A 26,285-nucleotide genomic window follows, 5' to 3' on the forward strand; every position below is an offset into this window, starting at 1 on the left:
GCCCGGGCCCCGGGGTGCCCCGGGGCGCGGCGTCACCCACCGGTGTGCCGGCGGCCCCTGATGGCGAGGCCCGGCTACCGGCTGTCAGTGCGAGGTGGCACGCTTGTCCTGTGACCGAGATTGACGCAAACATCGATGGACTCGTCCCCGCCTGGCTCACCCTCCCCGACATCGCCGAACGCCTCGACGTCGAGGTGACGCGCGTCCGGCAGCTGGTCAAGGAGGGCCAGCTGATCGCGGTGCGCCGCGGGGAGAACAGGGTGCTCCAGGTACCCGCCGATTTCATCAAGGACGACAAGGTCGTGAAGGGCCTCGTCGGCACGCTCACGCTCCTCAAGGACGACGGCTTCACCGACGAGGAGATGCTGGAGTGGCTGTTCACCCCGGATGAGACCCTGCCCGGCACCCCCGCGCAGGCGCTGCGCGAGAATCGCGGCACGGAGGTGAAGCGCCGGGCCCAGGCGCTCGCCGTCTGAGCCACCCGGTGCGGCGCGCCCCCGACGGCCCGCCGCACCGGCATCCATCACCACATCCGAGGGGCGTACGTGCCGGACCACCGGTCCGTACGCCCCTGACCTGGGGGAAGCCGCCCGATGAGCACCGCACGACAGGCCCTGTCCGACGCCCGCCTCTACCTGTGCACGGGCGCCCGCACCGACCGCGGCGACCTCCCGCAGTTCCTGGACGCGGTGCTGTCGTCCGGCGTGGACATCGTCCAGCTGCGCGACAAGGGCATGGAGGCCGGCGAGGAGCTCAGGCACCTGGAGGTCTTCGCGGACGCCTGCCGGCGGCACGGCAAGCTGCTCGCGGTCAACGACCGCGCCGACGTCGCACACGCCGTCGGCAGCGACGTGCTGCACCTCGGCCAGGGCGATCTGCCGGTCCCCGCCGCCCGCGCGATCCTCGGCCAGGACGTCCTCATAGGCCGCTCCACGCACGCCGAGGCCGAGGTGGACGCCGCGCTCACCGAGGACGGCGTCGACTACTTCTGCACCGGCCCCTGCTGGCCCACGCCCACCAAGCCGGGCCGCCACGCCCCCGGCCTCGACCTGGTTCGCTACGCCGCCGCGCGCGCCTCCGAGCGCCCCTGGTTCGCGATCGGCGGCATCGACGCCGGCAATCTGGACGAGGTGCTCCAGGCCGGCGCCCGCCGGGTGGTGGTGGTCCGCGCGATCACCGAGGCCGACGACCCGGGCGCCGCGGCCGCCGCGCTGGCCAAGCGCATCCGGGAAGCCGCCGACGCCTCCTGAGACCGGGCCCCGGGCCGTGCTCCGGACGGCCGCACGGCCGGAAAATGTCCAACCAGTGGACACCAACCCGGCCAACCAGGCATAACGCCGATGACGGTTGGTGTGCGCCCGGGCGGTGGTTAACCTGCCGGTATGGCCCTAGGTACAGCTTCCACCAGGACTGATCGCGCACGGACCGTGCGTGACCTGCTCGCTTCCGGCAAGCAGTCCTACTCGTTCGAGTTCGCCGCCCCGAAGACCGAGAAGGGTGAGCGGACCCTGTGGAACGCCATTCGTCGGATCGAGGCCGTCTCCCCGACCTTCGTCTCGGTGACGTACGGCGCCGGCGGCACCTCCCGTGACGGCACGGTCCGCGCCACCGAACGCATCGCCACCGACACCACCCTCACCCCGGTCGCCCACCTGACCGCGGTCAACCACTCCACGGCGGATCTGCGCAACATCATCGGCCAGTACGCCGACGCCGGGATCCGCAACATGCTCGCGCTGCGCGGCGACCCGCCCGGCGACCCGATGGGCGAGTGGGTCAAGCACCCCGACGGCATCGCCTATGCCGCCGACCTGGTCCGGCTGATCAAGGAGTCCGGCGACTTCTGCGTCGGCGTCGCCGCCTTCCCCGAGATGCACCCGCGCTCGACGGACTGGGACACCGACGTGGCCCACTTCGTGGACAAGTGCCGGGCCGGCGCGGACTTCGCCATCACCCAGATGTTCTTCTACGCCGAGGACTACTTCCGGCTTCGGGAACGCGTTGCCGCCGCGGGTTGCTCGACACCGATCATCCCGGAGATCATGCCGGTGACGAACGTCCGTCAGATCGAGCGGTTCGCGCAGCTCAGCAATGCCGCCTTCCCGCCCGATCTGGCCGAGCGCATCCTCGCCGTCAAGGACGACCCGGCGGCGGTACGCTCCATTGGCATCGAGTACGCGACGGAACTGTGTGCGCGCTTGATGGCCGAGGACGTTCCCGGGTTGCACTTCATTACCCTGAACCACTCCACGGCGACCCTGGAAATCTACGAGAATCTGGGACTGCACCAGCAGTCCTGATCACGGTTGGCCGCCACAGCGGCGGAAGAGGGGCGTATATGGGCTGGACGATCCTCTACATCGCGTTCGGTCTGGTCGCTCTGTGGCTGCTGGGTGAGGTGCTGCTCCAGAACAAGGCGCGGCTGCGCTGGCGGCTGCTTGCCTTCGCCGGCTTCCTCGCGGTGGTCGTCGGAGTCGTCATCCCGTCGGTGATCGTCATCGGTGTCGGCCTGGTCGCCTTCGCCGTCGGCCAGACCAATGTGACCCTCTCCTTCAAGCGCGGCTTCACCGACGGCTGGGCGCTGCGCACCGGGGGCGGGGAGAGCCGCGGACGCCGGGGCCGCCGCGGCGGCCGGCCCGCCGCCGAACCGTCCCTTCAGGTCTCCGACGTGGAGGCGGTCCCGGCCGACGAGCCGCCCGCCGACGCTCCGGCCCGCCCGGCTGCCGACGGCGGCCCGGACACCTTCGAGAGCACCGGCGGCTTCCGGCGCGCCGCCGGCTTCCCGAACCAGGACACCTACGCCGGGCAGGGCTCGTACGACTACCAGGCGGGCGACCAGGCGGGCGGCTACCAGCCCGACGACTACACCGCCAACGGGTATCCGGCGGGCGGCGGTTACGGCGGCCAGGACCCCTACCAGGACCCGCAGGACCAGAGCGTCTTCGCCACCCAGTCGTTCCCCACCCAGTCCTTCGACGCCACCACCGTCTACGCCCCGCAGCCGATGCCTGACGAGACCGGCCAGTACGGCGTCTACAGCCCCGACGCCCGCGCCCAGCAGGGCGGTTACCCCGGATACGACGTCTACGGCACCCCCGCCGACACCGCCCGGGGCGACGCCAACGGCTATGCCTACGACGGCGGTTACGGCCAGCCCGCGGCCGGTCAGGACCCCTACGGCGATCCGTACGCGGCCTACGGCGACGGCCGGCAGCAGGGCTACACCGACCCGTACGCCGGCGCCCAGCAGTACGCCGCGTCCTACGACCCCTACGCGCAGCCCGATCCCTACGCGCAGCCCGACCCCTATGCGCAGCCCGACCCCTACGCCCAGGCGCCCTACGACGCGCAGCAGTACGGCGGTCAGGGCCAGCAGCCCGGGCAGCAGCCGGGCCAGGGCTACGGCGAGACACCGCCCGGCGGGGTCTGGGTCCCGCAGCAGCGCGACGGCGACCTCCCGCCCGAGCAGCAGCCGCCCTATCCGCCGTACCAGCAGCAGGGCTACGACGGGCAGCAGTACCGCTACTGAACCGCCGGGCCGGGCCACGCCGGCGGACGCCCGCTCATGTGGAGCCGTGCCAGTCGTCGCCGTTCACGATCAGACCCGCGACGAGCGCACCGGACATCCCGGCGTGCGCCAGCCCGCCGCCCGGGTGCGACCAGCCGCCGACCGCGTAGAGACCCGGTATGCGGGTGCGGTTGCCGGGCCGCAGAAAACGCCCGTCCCGGCCCGCCAGCGCCGGCCCCGGCACCAGCGTGTCAGCCGTGGCCGGTAGCACCTCCCGCCACAGCACCCGCTCCCGCAGCCCCGGAACCGCCGCCTCGGCGGCCGCCACCAGCCGGTCCGCCGCCGCCTCCGCGGCGGCGCCGGCCGGCCCGTCCGCCGGGCCCCGCGGCGCCACCGCAGCGCTCAGCGTCACGGCCTCATGGCCGGCGTCGGGCCGGGTGGCCGGGTCGTCCGGCCGCAGCACCGTCACCGTCGGCCGCACACACGGCACGCCCGGCGTGGCGCCGTCGCCGAACACGCCCGCCAACTCCGCCGCGCGGTCCGCGGCATGGACCACCGTGCGGTGCGCCGCCCCCGGCTCCCGCCCGCCGCGCAACGCCAGCGCCACCGTCAGCCGCGCCGCCGCCCCCTGCCCGGGGTGCTCCGGCGGCCGTACGTCGTCCTCGCCCCACGGCTGCCGCCCGCCGAGGAGGGACGGCAGCCGCGCCGGATCGAGGCCCGCGACCACGAACTCCGCGTCGACCAGACGTCCGTCGGCCAGCGCCACGCCCGCCGCCCGGCCGTCCTTCTCGGTCACGGCGGTCACCTCCGCGTCGAAGGTGAACTCCACCGAGCGCGCCAGGCAGCGCTCGTACAGCGCGTCGGCCAGCGCCCGCATCCCGCCGCTCGCGTACCAACTCCCGAAGCTCTGCTCCATGTACGGCAGCACCGCGGCGCTCGCCGGGGCGCTGCGCGGATCGAAGCCGTACGCCAGCGCATGGCTCTCCAGCAGCGCCACCAGCCTCGGCTCGGCCAGCTCGCGGCGGGCCACCTCGGCGAGGGTGGCGGTCGTCGGACCCTTGCCGCGGCCGAACAGCCCGCGCCTGCGCACCGCCGGATACGGATCGCGCCCCAGCGCCCGCCACTCCCGCCGCAGCGGCTCCTCCAGAAGCGGCCGCCGGGTGGCGTCCCACGCGTCGCGGGCCCGCCCCACCAGCGCGCTCCACCGCTCACCGCAGCCCTCGCCCAGCGCCTCGTCCAGAGCCGCGAGGACACCGGCCCGCGAGGCGTTCGGCAGCGAGACGGCCGTGCCGTCGGCGAAGACATGGCGGCTCGCGGGATCGACCTGGGACAGCTCGACGCGGCTCTCCAGCGCCTCCCGTCCCGTCTTGAGGAACAGGTCGCGGTAGACCGCGGGCAGATGCAGCAGGCCCGGTCCGGTGTCGAAGGCGAAGCCGTCCCGCGTCAGCCGCCGCACCGCGCCGCCGTACGTCGCGCCGCGCTCGAACACCGCCACTCGGTGGCCCGCGACGGCCAGCCGGGCAGCGGCCGCCATCGCGCCCATCCCGGCGCCGATCACCGCAATCCGTGCCATGCCTGCGACTTTATCCGGACCCACTGACAACGCCCGCACGGCCGCCGCCGGTCACGGACCGGCCGCCCCGGGCGCTCAGCCCGCGGGCGGCACCGCGCTGCCCGCCGCGGCCGGCCGCTTCTCCGCACGCCGCTGCCGCCGGCGCCGCAGGAAGCGGCGGATCCGCGACCACAGCACGATCACCAGCGTGAGGCCCGCGGCCAGCAGCGTCCCCGCGAGGACCGCGGCGGCCACCGGGTGGAAGACGGCGAAGGCGATGATCCCGGCGACGCCCAGATCCTCGACCAGGCTCAGCACGATGTTGCTGGCCGGCTCCGGCGAGGTGTTCACCGCGATCCGGGTCCCCGCCTTCACCAGGTGGCTCAGCAGCGCCGTCGAGCCGCCCACCGCACCTGCCGCCAGCTCGGGCAGCGAACCGTCGTGCCCGGCCAGCAGGGCCGCCACCACACCGCCGGCGACCGGCCGGATCACCGTGTGCACGGCGTCCCAGACCGAGTCCACGTACGGCACCTTGTCGGCGATGGCCTCGGCCACGAACAGCACCCCGGCCAGGATCAGCACATCGGGGCGCTGGAGCGCCGCCGGCACGTCATCGCTGAGGCCGGTCGCGCCGAGCAGACCGAGGAGCAGGACGACGGCGTAGGCGTTGATCCCGCTCGCCCAGCCGCTCGTGAAAACCAACGGAAGTACGGACACGACGGAGATCGTAGGCCCCCGCTGGGGGCCGGTGCTCAGGTTTGAGTATCCGTACTCAGACCGCCAGATGAGTAGGTACGCGGATGGGCCGGCGCCCGTCCGGAAGGAAGAGTGGGGGCCACGGAAGGGAAGCGGCGCCGCACCGCCGACACGGGGCGGCGGAACGGCGCGGCTCCTGACCGTGACGGGGGAAATCGGGGGAGCACGGGGGCTCCACGGGGGAGCACGGGGGAAGCGCTGCCCTGGTCGGATCGGCGGGGGAACGATCCGTGCCAGGGTGGCGCACTCCTTTGTGCGGGCCCACGGGGGAAACGGGGGGTGCGCGCCGTACCTGACCAACACGGTGCGCACTCACCTCGTCCCGCTGCTTCGCCGCCGGGCCGGAACCCGGCCGGCGCCACGGGGACCCGCCGCTACGAGGGACGCCCGCTGACCCGCCCCTGCAACAGCCGCGACAGCGCCGCGTGCACGTCGTCGATCGACCGGTCCGGCTGGTACGACTGCCAGTCCAGCGCGGCCACCAGCACCATCCCGAACAGCGCCGACGCGGTCAGCGGGATGTCGATCTCCTCGCTCAGCTCGTCACGGGCCACCGCCTCCCGCAGCACGTCCTCCACCACCGTGATCGCCCGCTCGCGCACCACCATCAGCGTCGACTGCCAGGCCCGGTTGGTGCGCCACAGCTCGGCGACGTAGAGCTGGGTGAGCGCCGGGTAACGGGAGATGAAGTCGAGGCCGGCCCGGATCATCGCGTCCAGCGCGTCGACCCGGCTGCCGCCCCGGTCGGTGACCTCCTCGGCGGCCGCCTGCAAGGAGCTGGCGAGCAGCTCGATGCCGTGCCGCAGCAGCTCCTCGAAGAGAACGTTCTTGCTCGCGAAGTTGTAGTAGACCGTGCCCTTCGCGACCCCCGCCCGTTCGGCGATCTCGTCCACCGTGGTGGAGGAGAAGCCCTGTTCGGCGATGAGCGTGACCGCGGCCTCGAAGAGCTTGCGCCGGGTGGCGTCGCGGCGTGTGTTGGAGCTGTCCATGGGGGCGATTGTGCCGGTCCCGGCGGATCGGTGCGCGGCGCGTGGCGCCGCCGGCAGGGCGGCGGCGGGCCGCGGGCACCTCCCAGCGGTCGCCGGGGGAGGGTGGGCGGTCACAGGCTCAGCTCCGGGTGCAGGTCCTTCATGCGCACCACCTCGCGGCTGCGGGCCGTCAGCGACGTCAGCACGAGCGCCCCGACAGTGAACGCAAGCAGCACCGCGCTGCCCTGCCACACGGGCGCGAGCTCACCGCCCGTGATGAGCCGCCGCAGCCCCTCCACGATGTAACTCATCGGCAGATAGGGGTGGATGGCGCCGAAGAAGCCGGGGCTGGTCTGCACCGGGTACGTACCGCCCGCCGAGGTCAGCTGGAGCATCAGCAGCGCCAGCACCAGGATCCGGCCGGCCGGTCCGAACTGCGCGTTCAGCCACTGCACGATCGCCGAGAAACAGGCCGTGACCAGTACCAGGAAGCCGATCGTGCCGGCCGCCCGCACCATCTGCAGGCCCAGCGCGAAGTGCAGCACGGACATCAGCGCCGCGGTCTGCAGCACCCCGATGCCGACCACCGGCAGCCACCCGGAGACCGCCACCCGCCACGAGGGCGCCCCCATCGCCAGCGCCCGCCTGTTCAGCGGCTGGATCAGCATGTACGCCACCATGGCGCCGACCCACAGCGACAGCGGGATGAAGTACGGGGCGAAGCCCGTGCCGTAGTTGGGAGCCTTGTGGGCGGAGTCCGACGCCAGCTGCACCGGGTCGGACATCACCAGGGTGCGCGCGTCGCGGTCCTTCTTGCCGTAGTCGGGGATCTGCTTCGCCCCGTCGTGCAGCCCGCCGGCCAGCTTCCGGGAACCGTCGGAGAGCTTGAACAGACCGCCGTCCAGGGTCTGGGCGCCGTTCTTGAGCTTGCCCACACCGGCGTCGAGGTCGCCCATACCGGACGCCGCCCGGCCCGTACCGTCGTGCAGCTGGTGCGCACCGTCGTCCAGCCGGTCCGCGCCGGCGGCCAACCGGGCGTTTCCGGCGGCCAGCTTGTGGGCGCCCGCGGACACCTTGTGCGCACCGTCGTTGAGGTCGTTGATCTTCTTCACCGCGGCGTCCATGTCGGCGCCCAGCGTCGGCCCGTGCCGCGCCAGCTCACCGGCCAGGGTGTGCAGGGTCGCCAGGTCGCGGTCCAGCTGGTCCAGGTTCTTCTGGTCGTGGACGTACCCGCTGATCTTCTCGGCCTGGTCGGCCGCGGTGGCCGCCTGGTCCTTGAGCTGCTTCAGTTCGGAGCAGGAGTCGAGCAGGTCCACGCCGCCGGCGCAGTGCAGCCGGTAGTACGTGGCCAGATGGTCGGACATCCCCCGGGAGAGCTTCGCCCCGGTGGCGGCCGCGGCGGGCAGCTTGTCCAGATGGTCGCGGATCGCCTGCGAGCCGTCGGCGACCAGCCGCGCCGCCTCGCCGATCTCCTTGCCGTGCGCCCGGACGAAGGGGCCCACCTTGCCGGCGAAGCCGTTGACGGTGTCGGCCAGCTGTTGCGTCCCGTCGGCCACCTTCCGGGAGCCGTCGGCCAGTTGGCGCGAGCCGCTCGCCGCCGTGCCCGCTCCCCGCGCCAGGTCGGAGCTGCCCCGGGACAGCTGCCCGGCGCCCGAGTCGAGGTCCCCGAGGCCGTTGACCAGTTTGCCGCTGCCGTCCTTCGCGGTGCCCAGGCCGTCGGCCAGTTTGCCGGAGCCGTCCTTGGCCCGCCCCAGGCCGTCCTTGAGCCGGTCCGCGCCGTCGGCCGCCTGCTCGGTCCTGCCGTGCAGCGTGGAGAACGAGACGAAGATCTTGTCGAGGAAGGTGCGCGACGACTTCGCCGAGGCCGCCGCCCGCACCTCGGAGAACACCGTCCGGGAGATCTGTCCCACGATGTAGTTGTTCGCGTCGTTCGTGCGCACCTTGAGGGCGCCGGTCTCCGGGTGGTCCCCCGAACTGGAGGCGATCCGCCGGCTGAAGTCCTCCGGGATCGACAACGACAGGTAGTACCGGCCGTCCTCCACGCCCTCGGCGGCCTCCTTCGCGTCCACCGGCCGCCAGTCGAAGGTGTGGCTGCGGGCCAGCCCGTCGACGATGCTGTCGCCCGCCGAGACCCGCTTCCCGCCGACCTCGGCGCCCTGGTCCTGATTGACCAGCGCGACCGGTATCTTGTCCAGCCGCCCGTACGGGTCCCAGAAGGACCACAGGTACAGCGCGCCGTACAGCAGCGGCAGCAGCAACAGCGCGGCCAGCGCCGCACGCGGCAGCTTCCCCCGCCCGAACCGCTTCAGCTCAAGCGCGGCCAGTTTCGGCGAACGCATCGGCCGCCCCTTCCTCGTCGTCGTGGCCTTCGGCGCGCCCGTCGGGGCCGTGCTCCTCGGCGCGGTCGCCGGCCTGGCCGCTGCCGTGGTCCGAGGCGTCCGAGTGGTCTGCGGTGTCCGTGGCGTCTGCGGTGTCCGTGGCGTCTGCGCGGCCTCCGGGGTCTACGGGGCCTGCGGTGTCCGTGGCGTCGGTGGGGGCCGCGGACGCGGTGGGGGCGGCCTTCCCGGGCGCCTGCGCCGGGCGGTCTCCCGTACGCACCAGCACCAGGTCCTCGCCCGGCGTCCCGCCCCCCTCGGGCGGTTCGCTGCACACCGCGAGCACCGTCGTGCCGGCCGCCGCCAGACCGCGCAGCATCGCCCAGGCCGCCGCGCGCTCCTCGTCGGACAGCTTCAGATCCGTGTCGTCGACGGCCAGCAGCCGCGGCCGGCCGATCAGCGCGAGCGCCACGGACAGCCGCAGCGCCTCCAGCCGCTCCAGGTCGCGGACGGAGGTGCGGATCCCCTTGGGCAGCGACTCCGGGTCGAGCCCGGCCGCGTCGAGTGCGCCGTCCACGAGGGCGCGGGCCTCGGCCCGCCGCTCCCGGCGCGGACGCAGCAGAGCACGCAGCGAACCGCCGAAGCGGCCCTGGAGCAGGGCACGTTCGCGCAGATGCTCGCCGACGGTCAGCGCGGGATCGAGCTCGGCGACCCCCGGTACGTGGGCCAGCGCGCTCACCGCCCGGACGGCAGCCATCTTCTTGGGCAGCGGCAGCCCGCCGACCTCGGCGGTGCCCTCGGCCGGCTTCATCCGGCCGGTGAGCGCGAGCAGCAGACACGTACGGCCCGAGCCCGAGGGGCCCTGCACGGCGATCAGCGAGCCGGGTCCGGCGGTGAGGTCGATGTTCCGGAACGCCCATCCGCGGGGGCCCTTCAGCCCGAAACCCGCGGCCGTGACCGCCGCCCCGTGCGGGGTGCTGTCCACGATCCCTCCTTGAACTGACTAGTCAGTTCAAAAAGTATGCAGCAACCCACCCCCCGTTCCGCAAGGGGAAGTTGCCGATCCTCCCGGGATCCGCCCGCCAACCGCCCGGCACCTGTCCCTCTTACCCACGAAAGTGCAGCTCAGGGTCGATTGTCAGTGGTGTACCTCACGATGGGGTCATACGGTCCGAATCGGGATTCGGTCCAACCGGCATGCGACGACAGGAGGTTCGTCATGGCAGCTCGTCCCCGCAGGGGCAGCTCCGCTGCGTACGGTCCCCCGAGCGATGTCCACCCCGTCCTGAGGCGGGCGGCCGCGCCACCCGCCGCCCTCGACCTGCTCACCAAGGCCCAGCACGGGCTTGCGGAAGCCCGCACCCTGGAGACCCCGAACGAGCAGTTCGCCACCGCCCATCTCGCCGCGCTGCGCACCGCCGCCGCCGTCCTCGCCGTACGGGGCCGGCCGGAGACCACGGTCCGCCGCAGGCAGCGTATACGGAGCGCCTGGGAGGTCCTGCCCGAGGTCGCCCCCGAACTCGCCGAGTGGAGCGCCCTGTTCGAGGCCGGCGCACCCCGCCGGGCCAAGGCGGAAGCCGGCATAGCCGGCGCGGCCAGCCGCCGCGACGCGGACGATCTCCTGCGCGACGCCGCGATGTTCCTACGCCTGGTGGAGCGCATGCTGCTCCTCCAGCCCTCCCTGCCACCCCAGCGCGCGGGGTGACAGTCCACGGCCGGGGCCGGGGCCGGGGACGGGAGTGAGAGCGGGAGCGGCCCACGGCCCCGGCCCTGGCCCCGGCCCTGGCCCCGGGGACGGAGGCACCTTCGGCCAAGGGAGCCGGAGAAGGCCCACGGCCACGGCCTCGGCCACGTCCACGGCGGCCACCCGGCGGCCATGCCCACGTCCGCGGTGGCCACGGCCACGGCCACGGCCTCGGTCATGGCCTCGGCCATGGTCATGGGCGCGGACACGGGAGCCCGACCTGATTCCGGCCGGCGGATGACGGGCTGAGCGGACCCCGGCGCCGCGGGACCGGGCCTCCGTGGGCCGGGGGCGTCCGGCCCACGGGTCGGGGCGGGGCGGGCAGAGCTGGGTCGGGGCGGCACGTGCCCGCGCCCTGCGGCCCGCCGGATCCGGCGGGCCGCAGGGCGCGGGGGAGCGGTCGCAGCGGGAGGGGGAGCGGTCGCACGGTGCTGGTGGTGGAGGTGGTGGGTGGGTTGGGGCGGGGCCCCGGGGGGAGGGGAAAGGAGAGCTGGGCCCCGCCGCAGCCTCCCCGCCGCACCCCTCCTCCGGCTCCGCGATCGGCGGATGGCGTGGGACGGAATAGGGTGGTGGGCGACTGGATGTTCATGCCCCCGCCGAGGAGCCACCCGCCGTGTCTGACCCGCTGCGCCCGCGCGCTTCCCTTCGTACCGCCGTGGTCTGGGAGGTCCTCAAGGACGCCCTGGAGCGCCGGGTCAAAGCCGCCGGGCGCGACGCCCTCGACGTCCTCGACACCGGCGGCGGCTCCGGCAACTTCGCCGTGCCCGTCGCCCGCCTCGGCCACCGCGTCACCGTCGTCGACCCCAGCCCCAACGCCCTCTTCGCCCTGGAGCGCCGGGCCGCGGAGGCCGGTGTCGCCGACCGGGTGCGCGCGGTGCAGGGCGACGCCCACGGCCTGTTCGACGTCGTGGAGCGCGGCGGCTACGACGCGGTGCTCTGTCACGGCGTCCTGGAGTACGTCGACGACCCGGCCGAAGGCGTCCGCAACGCCGCCGACGCGCTGCGCCCGGCCGGCACCCTCAGCCTGCTCGCGGCCGGTCTGGGCGGCGCCGTGCTGGCCCGCGCCCTCGCCGGCCACTTCACCGAGGCCCACCGGGCCCTCACCGACCCCGCGGGCCGCTGGGGCGAGGGCGACCCGATGCCCCGCCGGTTCACCGCCGAGCAGCTCCAGGAGCTGGTCTCCGCCACCGGCTTGGAGGTCGGCGCGGTCCACGGCGTACGGGTCTTCGCCGACCTGGTCCCCGGCGTGCTGGTCGACACCGAACCGGGCGCCGTGGACGCGCTGCTGAAACTGGAGGCCGCCGCCGCCGAGCAGCCCGCCTTCCACGCCGTGGCCACTCAGCTCCACGTCCTCGCGGAGCGCGACTGACCCACGCGGTACACACGGCTACCGCGTGCAGTCGGCCACAGGCCACCCGATCAGCCCCTTCTCCCCGTATGATCGGGGTACGACGTTCCGGCATGACGGACAGGCGGGTGGGGAATGCAGGCAGCATCACCACCGGCCGCTGCGGCGGCCCGGACAGTGAACTGGCGTCGAGGGGCGGGTTTCACGGGGGCGAATCCCTGCCTATCCTGAAAGGGTCGCACCCGGTCGCCCCCCGCGACCGACGAGTAGGAGGACTCCGTGCCGCTCTCGGAGCACGAGCAGCGCATGCTCGAGCAAATGGAGCGAGCGCTGTACGCCGAAGATCCCAAGTTCGCGACAGCGCTTGAGGGAAGCGGGCTGCGTACGTACACCCGGCGACGGGTCTACCAAGCGGTCGCGGGCTTCCTGGTGGGTATCGCCCTGCTCATGGCCGGTATGGTCGCGCAGCAGATCTGGATCAGCGTGGTGGGCTTCCTCGTCATGCTCGGCTGCGCCGTGCTGGCGGTCACGGGATGGCGCAAAGCTCCGAAAGCCGGTGAGCAGCAGTCCGCCGGCGGACCGGGCGGACCGGCGCGCCCACAGTCCAGGCAGCGCCGCTCGATGATGAACCGCATCGAGGACCGATGGCAGCGGCGCCGGGACGAGCAACAAGGCCACTGACGACGCCAGGGCCACCGAGCCGGAGGGCCGAGCGGGCCCCGGCTTTCTTCATCTCCGTGTGGTGGCCGCCCGACAGGATCGGGCGGCCACCACACGTGTGTCCGGCCGGTCCCGCACCACACCTCCACCTGCCGGTACGGCCCGGTCGCGCACCCCGTAGGCGGTGCCCCGCCCCTCCCGCGCCGAACTGACGCCGCCCGGCCCCCGGGCCCCCGGTGCGGCGCGGGGCCGCTACGCCCGCTGCCGCCCCGGGCGGAGGGCCGTCGTGGCGCGCCGTACCGAGGCGACCGGGCGGCTGGTGCGGAACCGGAGCAGCAGGGCCGCCCAGCGGGCGGAGCAGGCCCAGCGGAGGCGGGCCGCGGAGCGCGGGGCCAGCCCGGCGCGGAGCCGTATGCCGCGGTTCGCGGCGGCCGCCAGCCCGGCCCGTACCCGTTGCACGTCGAGGGCCAGGCCGGTCGCCGGCCGGGGCTGCGGGGCGTACAGGACCTGCTCGACCGCTGCCGCGACCCGGTGGGCGGCAGCGGCCGCCTCCGGTTGCAGTTCTCCGATGCGAATGATCCGCGCCGCCGCGTTCCGCGGCGTGAGCGCGTCGTCCGGCAGGATGCCGAAGTCCCAGGCGGTGTCGAGCAGCTCGCGCCAGGCGGCGAGGGTGGCCGCCGCACCGTCCCCGTCCGCGCCGGCCTGCGTCATCCGCCGGGAGCGCGTCCGCAGCCGCCACAGCGACGGGACCGTGGGCAGCAGCAGGACGAGCAGGGCGGCCAGCGCGAGGGCGGCCGCGGCCCAGGGCGACGTGCCGTCGTCCGAGGGGCGGGCGCCGGACGCGGCGGGCAGCGCCGTGCACGTCGCCCCGGAGTCGGACCGTCGCTCGCCCGGCCCGCAGGAAGGTGCCGTCGTCGGCCCGTCCGACGGGGTCCGGGCCCGCGAGGGCTCCGGTGCCGGCCGGCCGGCGGCGTCGGGCCCCGAGGTGTCCTGGTAGGCGTAATCCGGGATACTGCCGCGGCTGGGCGTCGGTTCGAAGCGGGTCCAGCCGATGCCCTGGAAGTACAGCTCGGGCCAGGCGTGCGCGTCCCGGAGGCTGACCGAGGTCGTGCCGTCGGGCTGCTTCGTGCCGGGCGTGAAACCGACCGCGACCCGGGCGGGGATGCCCAGGGTGCGGGCCATGGCCGCCATCGAGAACGAGAAGTGGACGCAGAAGCCCTGCTTGTCCGTCAGGAAGCGGGCGATGGCCTGCGCACCGCTGCCCGCCCGCACATCGGTGTTGTAGGTGAAGCCGCCGTAGAGCGCGAACCAGTCCTGGAGCTTGACGGCCTTGGCGTACGCGGTCGACGCGCCATGGGTGACCTGGCGGGCGGTGGACCGGACGATCCCGGGCAGCGAGTCGGGGACCTTGGTGTACTCCCGCAGCAGGTCCTCGGGCGGCGCCGGGGACGTGGCCAGCTGCCGTGCGGTGGGCCGGACCTGCAGGCTCTCGACCTGGTATTGCAGGCCGCGGGTGTTCTGCCCGCGGTCGCCGACGAGCGTGCGGCCCTGGGGCTCGTAACGCCAGCGGCCGGAGATGTCCACCCGGGACGCCGGGTAGGGGAGCGGCAGCCAGTTCTGGGCGTACCATCCCGCGGTCGATATGGAGGTGTTGATCCGGGCGCGGTCGACCGTCGCGCTGAGGCCGGCCGGTTCGGGAAGCCGGTCGGGGACGTCGGTGACGGTGCGCTCGGACGGCTTCCAGCTCGCGCCGTCGAAGTGGTCGAGGGCGACGATCCGCAGATACAGGTCGCGGGTGTCGGCGGCGGTGGTGCGGTAGTTGAGGACTTCCTTGTCCACGGGCTGGTTGAGGCTGTCCTGGAGCGACACCACGGGGTTCACCGCGGAGATCGTGCCGCCTCCGCCGCCCGGGCCCGGGCCGCCGCCGGTGCGGGCGAGCAGCCCGCCGTCGAGGGTCGGCAGCGCGGCGGGCACCACCAGTGCGATGCCCAGTGCCAGGGCGCCGATCCGGCGGCCCGTACGGACCGGAGCCGGCGCCGGTCCGGCGTCCCCGAAGGGGAGGCCCCGGCCGTCCGGCCGGCCCGGACCGGCGGTGGCGCCGAACACCCGGCCCCACTGGGAGAGCCGGTCGCGGCCCTCGGCCAGCAGGAGCAGCAGATAGCCGGCCGCCGCGACCAGGAACCACAGCCAGTCCGCGCCGCCCTGCGACAGCCCCGCCGCGACGGAGTACAGCGCCAGCAGCGGCAGGCCGGCCGGCGCGGCGCTGCGGTACGTGACCGCGACCGCGTCCACGATCAGGCCGATCACCAGCACCCCGGCGACCAGCAGCAGCCGGATGCCGGGGGTGACGGGGGCGGGGATGGCGTACCGGCCGACGTCCTGGACACCGTCCCGCAGCAGCCGGCCGAACTCCGCCACGGCGTCCGGCCCCGGCACCAGGCCGAGGATGGCCTCACCGGGCGCGAACAGGAACGTCAGCAGCACGACGGCGACCAGGACCTGCACGCCGATGGTCAGCGGCCTGGCCAGGGGCACCCGGCGGGCCAGCGCTCCCGCGCCGGTCATCAGCGCCAGCAGGGCCGCCGCCTGGAACATCCAGCTGACCGGGTCCACCAGCGGCAGCAGCGCCCCGGCGGCACACAGGGTGGCCACCGTCGCGCACAGCGCCAGCCGCGCCCGGCCGCTCATGACTCCGCCCCGCTCCGGACGGGCCCGGCTCCGGGCACCTCGGTGCCGTGCACCGGCCGCACGCTCCCCTTCATGACCGTCCCCCCGCCGCCGTCCACGAGGCGCCGTCCTCCGCCGCCCCACTCCCTTCCCCTGTCCGTTCGCCCGCCCCCGCCCGGTCCGCCGCCGTCCGCCACAGGTCGGTGAGCGAGTCCCCGGGAGTGACCGGGAGGGCCGTCCAGCCCGCCCGCCGCAGCAGCCGCAGACGCTCGGCCACCGGGACCTGGCCGGTGGCGAACCTGATGCCGCCGGGGCCGCGGTGCCAGGCGTCGCCGTCCAGGACGAAGGCGATCGCCGCACCGCTGCGCCGGCGCATCTGCCCGGCGACCGCGGCCTGCTCCTCGTCCAGATCGCCGAAGAAGGCGACCAGCAGTCCCTCGCCGCCGCCCCGCAGTACGTCGTACGCCGCCGCGAGCCCCTCCTCCTCGGAGTGCTCCACGACGGCGAGGGTGTCCAGCAGCAGGCCGGCGGCGTCGGCGGAGTCCGTGCCGCCGGCACCGTCGGGGCCCGGCACGGACGTGCCGGTGTCGGTCAGCAGCCGGACCGAGAAGCCGCGCTCCAGGAGGTGCGCCGCGGCCGAGGCGGCCGCCGTCACCGCCCATTCGAAGGCCGAGTCGGGGCCGCTCCCGGGGTGTGCGGTGTCGCGGGTGTCGAGCAGGACCGTGCAGCGCGCCTTCTGCGGCTGCTCCTCCCTGCGGACCATCAGCTCGCCGTGGCGCGCCGTGGACCGCCAGTGGATCCGGCGCAGGTCGTCGCCGTGCCGGTAGCCGCGGGGGATGACGTCGTCGTCGCCGGCCAGCGCCAGCGAGCGCTGCCGTCCGTCGCCGTACCCGGCCGTCTCGCCGGCCAGCCGGACCGCCGGGAGCGGCTCCACCCGCGGCACCACCGTCAGGATGTCGGAGGAACTGAAGGAGCGGGTCAGCTCGCACATGCCGAACGGATCGGACAGCTGCAGCTGCAGCGGCCCCAGCCGATAGCGGCCGCGCAGGTCGGAGCGGACGCGGTAGGACACCTCGCGGTGGCCGCCGGCCTCGACCCGGTCCAGGACGAAGCGCGGGCGGGGCCCGAGGACGTACGGCACCCGGTCCTGGAGCATCAGCACACCCGTGGGCAGCCGCGAGACGTTCTCCATCCGCAGGCGCACCCGCGACTCGGCGGCGGCCGGCACCCGGGCGGGGGAGAGCATACGGTCGGCGGCGACGCGGTAGCGGGTGCGGTGCAGGACCAGCACGCACACCAGCGGCAGCGCCGCGAGCAGCAGGCCGACCCGCAGCAGATCCGGCTGCCCGAGGACGTACGAGCACACCGCGGCGGCGATCCCGGCGGCCAGGAACGACCTGCCGCGCGTCGTCAGCCCCCCGAGGGCGGCCCGCAGCCCGCCCGGCTCCGGTGTCGCCTCGCTCCCCCCTCCGTTCATCACAGCCCCCGTACCCCCGGCGGCTGCCGGCCGTGGGTCCGCCACGGCTGCGCGGCCGGTTCGGGAACCGGGACCCGGCGCAGGATCTCCAGCACGATCTGTTCGGCGGTGCGGCGGTTCAACTGCGCCTGGGCGGTGGGCAGCAGACGGTGCGCGAGCACCGCCACCGCCAGCGACTGGAGGTCGTCCGGCAGGGCGTACTCCCGCCCCAGCAGCGCCGCGGACGCCTTGGCGGCCCGCACCAGATGCAGGGTCGCCCGCGGGGACGCGCCGAGCCGCAGCTCGGGATGGCTGCGGGTGGCCGCCACCAGGTCGACGGCGTATCTGCGCACCGTGTCGGCGACATGCACCTCGCGCACCGCGTCGATCAGCTTGACGATGTCGTGGGCGTGCGCCACCGGCTGGAGGTCGTCGAGCGGCGAGGCGCCGCCGTGCACGTCCAGCATCTGCAGCTCGGCCGCCGCGCTGGGATAGCCGATCGACACCCGCGCCATGAAGCGGTCCCGCTGCGCCTCGGGGAGCGGATAGGTGCCCTCCATCTCCACCGGGTTCTGGGTGGCGACGACCATGAACGGGCTGGGCAGCTCGTGGGTCTGCCCGTCCATCGTGACCTGGCGCTCCTCCATGGACTCCAGGAGCGCGGACTGGGTCTTGGGCGAGGCGCGGTTGATCTCGTCGCCGATGACGATCTGGGAGAAGATCGCGCCGGGCTTGAACTCGAATTCCCGCCGCTGCTGGTCGAAGATGCTGACGCCGGTGATGTCCGAGGGCAGCAGGTCGGGGGTGAACTGGATGCGCCGCACCGAGCAGTCGATGGAGCGGGCCAGCGCCTTGGCGAGCATGGTCTTGCCGACGCCCGGCACGTCCTCGATCAGCAGGTGCCCCTCGGCCAGCAGCACGGTCAGCGCGAGCCGTACGACCTCCGGCTTGCCCTCGATGACGCTCTCCACCGACCGGTGCACCCGCTCCGCGGTGGTGGTCAGATCTCCGAGGCTCGCTCGTTCGTCATACGTCGTCACTCGGCCCTCCTCGGCCCTGTACTGCGGGCCGATGCCCCCTCTGCGGACCCGGCCCCTCCCCGAAAGCGCCGAGCCCGGCCACGGCCGGGACGACGTCACCCACGCATTCTTGCTGCCCGCGCGGCCTCGCGTCATGGCCTGTGGATAACTCACAAGGTTCCGGCCGGGCCTTCCCGGCGAACCCGGCTTTTCGGGCCGGCCCGTGCGTCAGCCGGGCCGGCCCCGCAGGTCAGGCCCGGGCGTCGATCTCCCGCAGCAGACCCGTCTTCACGTCGAAGACGAAACCGCGGACGTCGTCGGTGTGCAGCAGGAAGGGCGAGGTGCGCACCCGCTCCATGGACTGCCGTACGTCCTCGTCGAGGTCCTTGAACGCCTCGACCGCCCAGGTCGGACGCTGACCGACCTCCGCCGCCAGGTCGTGCCGGAAGTCCTCGGTCAGGCTGAGCAGTCCGCATCCGGTGTGGTGGATGAGGACGACCGAGCGGGTGCCGAGCGCGCGCTGGCTGATGGTCAGGGAACGGATGATGTCGTCGGTCACCACACCGCCCGCGTTGCGGATGGTGTGGCAGTCGCCGAGCTCGAGACCGAGGGCGGCGTGCAGGTCGATACGGGCGTCCATGCAGGACACCACGGCGACCTTGCGGACCGGCCGGGCATCCATTCCGGGGTCCGTGAAATCGGCGGCATAGCGCTGGTTCGCCTCGACGAGACGATCGGTGACCGTCTCCCCGGTGCGGTCCACGGCGCTGTCGGCGGACGGGGGCAGCGGCTGCGACGCAGGTATGGGCATGCATTCAAGGTAATAGTTCAGCGCGCTTTCGGCTGCACAGCAGGCCGGGCATAGGGGGCAACATCACTCCTTGTGAGGTAATGCACAGGCCCGCGCGCCCCGCCGTCCGGGTGAGCCGCCCGCCGAAATGCCCCTCGAAAAGCCGTCGCAGGACGCGCGCGACCAGTTGATTGACCGGGACAGCCGGTGGACTAAAGTGGCGCGAAGTGGGAGGCGTGACGCTCTCCTTGGATACCGGATTCCTCGCGTGCGCGCACCGTACGTACGGCTCGGCCTCCTCCCGCTCCCATGGCTTTCCGACGTCACTTCCCCGTCGCCGGAGGGCCACTTCCCCTTCAGAGCGGGCGGGGACCGAGCGGTACGTGCGGCACCCCCCAGCCAGCGGCCGGGGACCCACCCGCCGCCCCAGCATTCGGAAGGCATATGAGCGAGCGCAGCGAGCGAATCGGAAAGAGGTGCGCGCTCTGCGAAGGCAAGCCCGCCGAACGCAGTGAGGCCGGCGCATGAGCAGCAACACCCGCCACGTACCCGTCATGCTCCAGCGGTGCCTGGACATGCTCGCCCCGGCGCTCGCCGAGCCCGGCGCGGTCGTCGTCGACTGCACGCTCGGCCTCGGGGGCCACAGCGAGGCGCTGCTCTCCACGTTCCCCGCGGCCCGGCTGATCGCCCTCGACCGCGACCCGGCCGCCCTGAAGCTCGCCGGGGAACGGCTCGCACCGTACGGCGAGCGCGCCACCCTGGTGCACGCCGTCTACGACGAGCTCCCCGAGGTCCTCGACCGGCTCGCGACCCCGCGCGTCCAGGGCGTCCTGTTCGACCTCGGCGTCTCGTCCATGCAGCTCGACGAGGCCGACCGCGGATTCGCATACGCCCAGGACGCCCCGCTGGACATGCGGATGGACCAGAGCACCGGCATCAGCGCCGCCGACGTCCTCAACACCTACGCCCCCGGTGAGCTGGTCCGCATCCTGCGCTCCTACGGAGAGGAGAAGCAGGCCAAGCGGATCGTCGAGGCGGTCGTCCGCGAACGCGCCAAGGAGCCGTTCACGAACAGCGCCCGGCTGGTCGAGCTGATCCGCGACGCGCTGCCGCAGGCCGCCAAGCGCACCGGAGGCAACCCCGCCAAGCGCACCTTCCAGGCGCTGCGCATCGAGGTGAACGGCGAGCTGGCGAGCGTGGAGCGCGCCGTCCCGGCCGCCGTCAAGGCGCTGGCGGTCGGCGGCCGGATCGCCGTGCTCTCGTACCACTCCCTGGAGGACCGCCTGGTCAAGCAGGTCTTCGCGGCCGGTGCGAGCAACACCGCGCCGGCCGGCCTGCCGGTCGTGCCCGAGCGCTACCAGCCGCGGCTCAAGCTGCTGACCCGCGGTGCGGAACTCCCCACGGAGGAGGAGATCGCCGAGAACCGCCGCGCCGCCCCCGCCCGGCTGCGCGGCGCGGAGCGGATCCGCGAGGACGTCGAGGGCCTCGCGTGAGAGGCCAGGGGCGGCCGCGCGGCAGGCAGAAGCGGCTCTCCGCGCTGTTCCCCGCCGCCACCGCCCCCGGCACCGCGGCCCGCGCACCCTTCGTGCTGCTCATCGTGGTCCTGCTCGGCTCCGGGCTGATCACCCTGCTGCTGCTCAACTCCGCGCTCAACCAAGGGTCGTTCGAGCTCAGCAAGCTGGAGCGGAAGACCGACGAGCTGACCGACGAACAGCAGGCGCTGCAGCAGGAGGTGGACGCCTACTCCGCCCCGGGTGCCCTGGAGCGCCGGGCCCGCCGGCTGGGGATGGTGCCCGGCGGCGCCCCGGTGTTCCTGCTGCCGGACGGCAGGGTGCTCGGCAAACCGGGCGTGGCCACGTCCGACGGCGCGCCGCTGAGCAGCTCCGCCGCGCCCTCGGCGTCCGCGCTGCTGGGCACGGCCGCCCTGGGCGCGCCGTCCGGCCCGTCCGCCGCGGCGTCGGCCGCGGTCGCGCCGCCCTCCGTCCGGCCCCCGGCCCCCGCCTCGTCCGCCACTCTCGGCCCGCAGAGCACACCGGCCCCTGCCGCCGCACCCGGCCGTCCGGGCCCGCCGGCCCCCGCCGCCCCTCGCGCCGCGCGCGGAGCCGGCGCCCCCACCGCCCCCGCGCCTTCCCCGACGACCTCCGGCAGGTGACCGCGGCATGACCGAGCCCAGGGACCCCCGCCGGGTGCCGCGCCCCGCCCAGCGTGGCGGGCAGCCCCCGGGCCGCACCGGCCGCCCGCCCGCCGCCAAGCGCCCGGCTCCCGGACGCGGCGCCCCCCGGCCCGGGGCCCGCCGCCCCGGCCCCCGGCCCCCGCGGCCCCGCTCCGGAGCCCCGGCGCTGCGCCTCGGCAGCCCGCGCCCCCGGCTGCGGCTGGTCTCCCTCGGGCTGACGCTGATCATGCTGATCTTCGTCGTACGGCTCTTCCAGGTGCAGGCCGTCGACGCCGGGGCGTTCGCCGCCAAGGCCAACGAGAACCGCTACGTACCGGTCAAGCTGGCCGCCGAGCGCGGTGCGCTCACCGACCGCAACGGCGTGGACCTGGCCACCACCGTGGACGCGTACGACATCACCGCCGACCCCAGCCTCCTGGCGCCCGGCAAGACCAGGACCGACGACGCCCCGCAGCGCGCCGCCGCCCTGCTCGCGCCGATCCTCCACGAGGACCGGGCGACCCTGGCCGAGAAGCTCGACCAGCCCAAGGTGCGCTACGTCCTGCTCGCCCGGCAGCAGACCCCGCAGGTCTGGAAGCGGATCAAGGACCTCCGCAAGACCCTCGACGCCCGGGCCGCCGCCGCCCCCAAGAGCGCACCCCGCCCCGACGTCCTGACCGGGATCTTCGCCGACAAGCACAGCAAGCGCCTTTACCCCAACAAGGACCTCGCCTCCGGCGTCCTCGGCTTCGTCAACGGCGCGGGCAAGGGCGGCGGCGGCCTGGAGGCGCTGCTGAACAAGCAGCTGGCCGGCCGGGACGGCAAGCTCGTCTACGCCCAGTCCGGCGGCCGCCGGGTGCCCACCGCCGACACCCAGGAGCACCCCGCCGTCCCCGGCACCGACGTGGAGCTGACCCTCGACCGCGACATCCAGTGGGCGGCACAGCAGGCCATCACCGACCAGGTCGCCAAGTCCGGCGCCGACCGGGGCTACGTCGTCGTCCAGGACACCCGCACCGGCGAGATCCTGGCGCTGGCCAACGCCCCCGCCTTCGACCCCAACGACCTCGCGAAGTCCGACCCGGAGGCGCTGGGCAACGCGGCCCTCTCCGACGCCTTCGAGCCGGGCTCCACCAGCAAGGTCATGTCGATGGCCGCCGTACTGGAGGAGGGCGTCGCCACCCCGTCCACCCGGGTCACCGTCCCCAACCGGCTGCACCGCGGCGACCGGCTCTTCGCGGACGACGTCGACCACGCGACCTGGCACCTGACGCTCAACGGCGTACTCGCCAAGTCCAGCAACATCGGAACGATCCTGGCGACCGGCCAGCTCGGCCGCACCCAGCCCCAAGCCAACCAGGTCCTGTACTCATACCTGCGCAAATTCGGCATCGGCAAGCCGACCGGGCTGGGCTTCCCGGGGGAGACCGACGGCATCCTGGCCAAGCCGCAGGACTGGAACACCTCGCAGCAGTACACGATCCCGTTCGGCCAGGGGCTGTCCCTCAACGCCGTACAGGCCGCCTCCGTCTACTCCACGATCGCCAACGGCGGCGAGCGCGTCGCCCCCACGCTGGTCCGCGGCACCACCGGGCCGGACGGCCACTACGCGCCGGCCCCCCGCCCCGCGAGGAACCGCGTGGTCAGCCCGAAGACCGCGCGCACCCTCGCCACCATGCTGGAATCCGTCGTCGACGACGAGGAGGGCACCGGGGCGAAGGCGAAGATCGACGGCTACCGGGTCGGCGGCAAGACCGGCACGTCCAACCGGGTGGACCCCAAGACCGGCCGCTACCGTGGCTACACCGCCTCCTTCGCGGGCTTCGCGCCCGCCGACAAGCCCAGGATCACGGTCTACTGCGCCGTACAGAACCCCACCAAGGGCAGCTACTTCGGCGGCCAGGTCTGCGGCCCGATCTACCAGCAGGTCATGGCGTTCGCGCTGAAGACCCTGCAGGTCCCGCCGACCGGTGCGCAGCCCCCGCGGCTGCCGGTCACCTTCACGCCAGGCCAATGAAATCGAGGCAATCCCGCCGTGACGACGATCACCCCCGACGGCACCCCGGAGCCGCACGACCGCACCTCCCCAGGGCCCTCACTTCGCCCCGGGCCCGTTCAGCCCGGTACGCTCACCGCCGTGTCACACGCTGATCAGTCCCCGAAAGCCCAGCGCGCGCAGAAGGGCGGCCCCGGCAAATATCCGGGAGCGCCGCGCCCTGAACAGGTCCGCCCCACCCCCTTGGCCGACCTCGCCGAGCAGCTGGGAACCCCGGCCCCCGCGGCGGCCCACGCCGAGGTCGCCGTCACCGGCATCACCCACGACTCGCGGGCGGTCCGCCCCGGCGACGTCTACGCCGCGCTGCCCGGTGCCCGTCTGCACGGCGCCGACTTCGTCGCGCAGGCCGCCGATCTCGGCGCCGCGGCGATCCTGACCGACCCGTCGGGTGCCGACCGCGCCACCGCGACCGGCCTGCCGGTCCTGGTCGTGGACAACCCCCGCGCGCGGATGGGCGCCCTGGCCGTCTCGATCTACGGCGCCCCGGGCGAGGATCTGCTGCAGATCGGCATCACCGGCACCTCCGGCAAGACCACCACCGCCTACCTCATCGAGGGCGGGCTGCGGGCTGCCGCCGCGAAGCGCTCCGAAGAGGGGGGCCTGCGCGAAGCGCAGACCGACCAGGGCGGTGGCGGGCGACGGGCGGGCGGCCTGACCGGCCTGATCGGCACCGTGGAGACCCGCATCGGCGGGGAGCGCATCAAGTCCGAGCGCACCACCCCCGAGGCCACCGACCTCCAGGCGCTCTTCGCGGTGATGCGCGAGCGCGGCGTCCGCGCCGTCGCCATGGAGGTCTCCAGCCACGCCCTGGTCCTGGGCCGGGTCGACGGCTGCGTCTTCGACGTCGCGATCTTCAACAACCTCAGCCCGGAGCACATGGAGTTCCACTCCGGCATGGAGGACTACTTCCAGGCCAAGGCCCAGCTGTTCACCAAGGCCCGCAGCCGGGCCGGCGTGGTCAACCTCGACGACGAGTACGGCAAGCGGCTGGCCGCCGGCGAGTCCGAGGTCCCGGTCACCACCTTCTCCGCGGAGGGCCACCCCGACGCGGACTGGCGCGCCTCCGACGTCGAGGTCGGCGCGCTCGGCTCGACCTTCACCGTGCACGGCCCGGGCGGGCAGACGCTGAGCGCCGCCTCCCCGATCGCCGGCCCGTTCAACGTCGCCAACGCGCTCGCCGCGATCGTCTCGCTGGTCGTCGCCGGGGTGGACCCGCAGACCGCGGCCGACGGCGTCGCCGCGGTGCCCGGCGTCCCCGGCCGTCTGGAGCGGGTCGACGCCGGCCAGCCGTACCTGGCGGTCGTCGACTACGCCCACAAGACCGACGCCGTCGAATCGGTTCTGCGCGCCCTGCGCAAGGTCACCGCCGGCAAGCTGCACGCCGTGCTCGGCTGCGGCGGCGACCGCGACCCGCACAAGCGCGGCCCCATGGGCGCCGCGGTGGCCCGCCTCGCCGACACGGCCATCCTGACCTCCGACAACCCGCGCGGCGAGGACCCGCTCGCGATCCTCGCCACCATGCTGGCGGGCGCCGCGGAGGTGCCGATCCACGAACGCGGCACGGTCCTCGTCGAGGAGGAGCGGGCCGCCGCCATCGCCGCGGCCGTCGCCCGCGCCGAGCCCGGCGACACCGTGATCATCGCGGGCAAGGGCCACGAGCAGGGCCAGGACATCGCCGGGGTGGTCCGCCCCTTCGACGACCGCCAGGTACTGCGCGATGCCATCGAGGGCTCTCTGAAGTCACAGCAGTCGCAAGCGTCACCGCACCCGAACCACCAGGGATGACACACCGCCATGCGCGCACAATCCTTCCGCCGTCACCGCCGGTCCCGGGCCGGAGGTGACCTGTGATCTCCCTGTCCCTCGCCGAGATCGCGAGCATCGTCGGCGGGCAGCAGCACGACATACCGGACGCCGACCGCCAGGTCACCGGGCCCGTCGTCACCGACTCCCGGGCGGTACGGCCCGGCGGCCTGTTCGTGGCGTTCGCCGGTGAACGCGTCGACGGCCACGACTTCGCGGCCGGCGCGGTCGAGGCCGGTGCCGTCGCCGTGCTCGCCAACCGCCCCGTCGGCGTACCCGCGATCGTGGTCCACGACGTCACCACCGCGCTCGGCGCGCTCGCCAGGGCCGTCGTCGAGCGGCTCGGCACCACCGTCGTCGGCCTGACCGGCTCGGCCGGCAAGACCAGCACCAAGGACCTGATCGCCCAGCTGCTGCAGCGGCACGGGCCGACCGTCTGGCCGGAGGGCAACCTCAACAACGAGATCGGGCTGCCGCTGACCGCGCTGCGCGCGGACGCGACCACCCGGCACCTCGTGCTGGAGATGGGCGCCCGCGGCATCGGCCACATCCGCTACCTGGCCGCCCTGACCCCGCCGCGGATCGGTGTGGTGCTCAACGTCGGCAGCGCGCACATCGGCGAGTTCGGCGGCCGCGCGCAGATCGCGGAGGCAAAGGGCGAACTCGTCGAGGCGCTGCCGTCGGCCGAGGAGGGCGGGATCGCGGTGCTCAACGCCGACGACCCGTACGTCCGCGCCATGGCGCCGCGCACCAAGGCCCGCACCGTCCTGTTCGGTGAGTCCGAGGAAGCGGCCGTCCGTGCCGAGAATGTCCGGCTCACCGACCTCGGACAGCCCGCTTTCACGCTTCACACACCCTCCGGGTGCAGTGATGTGACCATGCGGCTGTACGGTGAGCACCACGTGTCGAACGCGCTCGCCGCGGCCGCCGTAGCCCATGAGTTGGGCATGCCCGTCGACGAGATCGCCACCGCGCTCTCCGAAGCCGGCACGCTCTCCCGCTGGCGTATGGAGGTCACCGAGCGCGCGGACGGCGTGACGGTCGTCAACGACGCCTACAACGCGAATCCCGAGTCCATGCGAGCGGCGCTGCGTGCGCTGGTGGCGATGGGCGCGGCCGGCAAGGCCGAGGGCGGTCGTACGTGGGCGGTGCTCGGTGAGATGGCCGAGCTCGGTGAGGAGTCACTCGCCGAACACGACGCGGTCGGACGGCTGGTCGTCCGGCTCAACGTCAGCAAGCTCGTGGCAGTCGGCGGCAGGGAAGCGGCCTGGCTCGACATGGGCGCCAAGAACGAGGGTTCGTGGGGTGAGGAGTCGGTGCACGTGTCCGACGCGCGGGCGGCGGTCGACCTGTTGCGCAGCGAGCTGCGACCGGGAGACGTCGTGCTGGTCAAGGCGTCCCGGTCGGTGGGGCTGGAGCGGGTCGCCGCAGCATTGCTGGACGACGAGGGCGTGACGGTCGCTGAGGGTGGAGCCGCGTCCCGATGAACTC

At 73.9% G+C, this 26,285-nt stretch carries 21 protein-coding genes; 12 read left to right on the plus strand and 9 right to left on the minus strand.

Annotation, left to right across the window (positions count from 1 at the left end; translation table 11 throughout):
• Positions 1-110: 110 nt before the first annotated feature.
• From SL103_RS08735 to SL103_RS08750, 4 genes are all read left to right on the plus strand, one after another.
• The gene (locus tag SL103_RS08735) at positions 111-476 is read left to right on the plus strand and encodes an Rv2175c family DNA-binding protein (protein ID WP_033270873.1); all 366 of its coding nucleotides are present in this window, start codon (positions 111-113) and stop codon (positions 474-476) included.
• Between the two features lie 117 nt (positions 477-593).
• Positions 594-1,250: a thiamine phosphate synthase gene (gene thiE / locus SL103_RS08740; RefSeq protein ID WP_069568163.1), complete on the plus strand. Its 657-nt coding sequence runs from the start codon at positions 594-596 to the stop codon at positions 1,248-1,250.
• A gap of 132 nt (positions 1,251-1,382) precedes the next feature.
• Entirely contained in the window at positions 1,383-2,300 is a 918-nt protein-coding gene (gene metF, locus SL103_RS08745) for a methylenetetrahydrofolate reductase [NAD(P)H] (protein WP_051733734.1), read from the plus strand.
• A gap of 38 nt (positions 2,301-2,338) precedes the next feature.
• Positions 2,339-3,529, plus strand: a complete 1,191-nt coding sequence (locus SL103_RS08750) for a hypothetical protein (RefSeq protein ID WP_069568164.1) — start codon at positions 2,339-2,341, stop codon at positions 3,527-3,529.
• Between the two features lie 34 nt (positions 3,530-3,563).
• Here the strand turns inward: SL103_RS08750 and SL103_RS08755 are convergent, their stop codons facing one another.
• From SL103_RS08755 to SL103_RS08775, 5 genes are all read right to left on the minus strand, one after another.
• A complete protein-coding gene (locus SL103_RS08755) occupies positions 3,564-5,081 on the minus strand; it encodes a phytoene desaturase family protein (protein ID WP_079145644.1) in 1,518 nt (505 codons plus the stop codon).
• Positions 5,082-5,156: 75 nt separating this feature from the next.
• On the minus strand, positions 5,157-5,777 hold the full coding sequence (locus SL103_RS08760; RefSeq protein ID WP_069568166.1) for a DUF4126 domain-containing protein: 621 nt from the start codon (positions 5,775-5,777) through the stop codon (positions 5,157-5,159).
• Positions 5,778-6,190: 413 nt separating this feature from the next.
• Positions 6,191-6,805: a TetR/AcrR family transcriptional regulator gene (locus SL103_RS08765; RefSeq protein WP_069568167.1), complete on the minus strand. Its 615-nt coding sequence runs from the start codon at positions 6,803-6,805 to the stop codon at positions 6,191-6,193.
• A gap of 110 nt (positions 6,806-6,915) precedes the next feature.
• On the minus strand, positions 6,916-9,123 hold the full coding sequence (locus SL103_RS08770; protein WP_069568168.1) for a YhgE/Pip domain-containing protein: 2,208 nt from the start codon (positions 9,121-9,123) through the stop codon (positions 6,916-6,918).
• Positions 9,095-10,084, minus strand: coding sequence for an ATP-binding cassette domain-containing protein (locus tag SL103_RS08775; protein WP_069568169.1), 990 nt, complete (start codon positions 10,082-10,084; stop codon positions 9,095-9,097). The genes SL103_RS08770 and SL103_RS08775 overlap by 29 nt, the downstream gene beginning before the upstream one ends.
• A 234-nt stretch (positions 10,085-10,318) precedes the next feature.
• Between SL103_RS08775 and SL103_RS08780 the strand changes: the two genes are divergently transcribed.
• The 3 genes from SL103_RS08780 to SL103_RS08790 all read left to right on the plus strand — a co-directional run bounded on the left by SL103_RS08780 (position 10,319) and on the right by SL103_RS08790 (position 12,872).
• Positions 10,319-10,804 carry an SAV_6107 family HEPN domain-containing protein gene (locus SL103_RS08780; protein ID WP_069568170.1) on the plus strand — a complete coding sequence of 162 codons (486 nt, stop codon included), beginning with the start codon at positions 10,319-10,321 and terminating at the stop codon, positions 10,802-10,804.
• 652 nt (positions 10,805-11,456) lie between these two features.
• On the plus strand, positions 11,457-12,212 hold the full coding sequence (locus SL103_RS08785) for a methyltransferase (RefSeq protein ID WP_069568171.1): 756 nt from the start codon (positions 11,457-11,459) through the stop codon (positions 12,210-12,212).
• Between the two features lie 258 nt (positions 12,213-12,470).
• Positions 12,471-12,872, plus strand: coding sequence for a DUF3040 domain-containing protein (locus tag SL103_RS08790; protein WP_069568172.1), 402 nt, complete (start codon positions 12,471-12,473; stop codon positions 12,870-12,872).
• 231 nt (positions 12,873-13,103) lie between these two features.
• Here SL103_RS08790 and SL103_RS08795 read toward each other — a convergent pair whose 3' ends face one another.
• From SL103_RS08795 to SL103_RS08810, 4 genes are all read right to left on the minus strand, one after another.
• Positions 13,104-15,539 (minus strand): transglutaminaseTgpA domain-containing protein, encoded by a 2,436-nt coding sequence (locus tag SL103_RS08795; protein WP_069568173.1) that lies wholly within the window; start codon positions 15,537-15,539, stop codon positions 13,104-13,106.
• 70 nt (positions 15,540-15,609) lie between these two features.
• Complete coding sequence (locus tag SL103_RS08800) at positions 15,610-16,995, minus strand: DUF58 domain-containing protein (RefSeq protein ID WP_069568174.1); 1,386 nt, start codon at positions 16,993-16,995, stop codon at positions 15,610-15,612.
• Positions 16,995-18,014, minus strand: coding sequence for an AAA family ATPase (locus SL103_RS08805; RefSeq protein ID WP_069568175.1), 1,020 nt, complete (start codon positions 18,012-18,014; stop codon positions 16,995-16,997). The genes SL103_RS08800 and SL103_RS08805 overlap by 1 nt, the downstream gene beginning before the upstream one ends.
• A 229-nt stretch (positions 18,015-18,243) precedes the next feature.
• Positions 18,244-18,804 carry a beta-class carbonic anhydrase gene (locus SL103_RS08810; protein ID WP_069568176.1) on the minus strand — a complete coding sequence of 187 codons (561 nt, stop codon included), beginning with the start codon at positions 18,802-18,804 and terminating at the stop codon, positions 18,244-18,246.
• A 503-nt stretch (positions 18,805-19,307) separates the two neighbouring features.
• On the opposite strand from SL103_RS08810, the gene rsmH reads away from it, so the two are divergent.
• From rsmH to SL103_RS08835, 5 genes are all read left to right on the plus strand, one after another.
• Positions 19,308-20,276, plus strand: a complete 969-nt coding sequence (gene rsmH, locus SL103_RS08815) for a 16S rRNA (cytosine(1402)-N(4))-methyltransferase RsmH (protein WP_069568177.1) — start codon at positions 19,308-19,310, stop codon at positions 20,274-20,276.
• Complete coding sequence (locus SL103_RS08820; protein WP_069568178.1) at positions 20,273-20,935, plus strand: septum formation initiator family protein; 663 nt, start codon at positions 20,273-20,275, stop codon at positions 20,933-20,935. The genes rsmH and SL103_RS08820 overlap by 4 nt, the downstream gene beginning before the upstream one ends.
• A 7-nt stretch (positions 20,936-20,942) precedes the next feature.
• Positions 20,943-22,952 (plus strand): peptidoglycan D,D-transpeptidase FtsI family protein, encoded by a 2,010-nt coding sequence (locus SL103_RS08825; RefSeq protein WP_104531149.1) that lies wholly within the window; start codon positions 20,943-20,945, stop codon positions 22,950-22,952.
• 18 nt (positions 22,953-22,970) lie between these two features.
• Positions 22,971-24,776 (plus strand): Mur ligase family protein, encoded by a 1,806-nt coding sequence (locus SL103_RS08830; RefSeq protein WP_069568179.1) that lies wholly within the window; start codon positions 22,971-22,973, stop codon positions 24,774-24,776.
• A 62-nt stretch (positions 24,777-24,838) separates the two neighbouring features.
• On the plus strand, positions 24,839-26,281 hold the full coding sequence (locus SL103_RS08835; RefSeq protein WP_069568180.1) for a UDP-N-acetylmuramoyl-tripeptide--D-alanyl-D-alanine ligase: 1,443 nt from the start codon (positions 24,839-24,841) through the stop codon (positions 26,279-26,281).
• The last annotated feature ends 4 nt before the right edge of the window (positions 26,282-26,285 follow it).

It is taken from the genome of Streptomyces lydicus (assembly GCF_001729485.1).
In the GTDB taxonomy this organism is placed as follows: Bacteria; Actinomycetota; Actinomycetes; order Streptomycetales; family Streptomycetaceae; genus Streptomyces; species Streptomyces lydicus_D.